This is a genomic window from Leptotrichia sp. OH3620_COT-345 (genome assembly GCF_003932895.1).
Classification (GTDB): Bacteria; Fusobacteriota; Fusobacteriia; order Fusobacteriales; family Leptotrichiaceae; genus Pseudoleptotrichia.
This window is the reverse complement of sequence record NZ_RQYW01000137.1, coordinates 1-401: the sequence shown is the minus strand read 5'-3', so window position 1 is coordinate 401 and position 401 is coordinate 1. Positions and strand designations below refer to the sequence as shown.

Here is a 401-nt window from a genome sequence, read left to right as displayed (position 1 = left end):
TCTCAGTTCTTTTGTACTATTTTTTTTGTACAAAACATTGGGAGAGAACCTCGCTCTTACATCATCGAGGAAGATAAGGAATAAAAGGGTGACTAATCATAGTCACCCTTTTATCGTTCTAAATCATTACTAATCGTTCTTCTTTTCGCCTCGTTTATCTCGCTTTCGGCTTCTCTAAAAGCCTTTAGAAGTTCGGGATTGCTACGCAAAATATCATGTATTCGGTCTAGTTCCTTGCGGTTCTTTACATCATTCATGATTTCATTCAAACTTTTTCGTTTTGCATTTTCCTCTATTTCCCTAGCTCTTTGTAATATCTCATGTGCTTTCATCTTTACATTTTCTATGATTCCTTCCGCTTGTGCATTCGTTTTTCGTGCTGGTTTTATCTCTTTTAGCAG

The 401-nt window shown here is 36.4% G+C and carries 1 protein-coding gene; it reads right to left on the bottom strand.

Going from position 1 to position 401, the window contains the following annotated elements; genetic code table 11:
* Positions 1–110: 110 nt before the first annotated feature.
* Positions 111–401: hypothetical protein (locus tag EII29_RS11965; RefSeq protein ID WP_158612556.1), on the bottom strand; the 291-nt coding region annotated here is incomplete at its 5' end.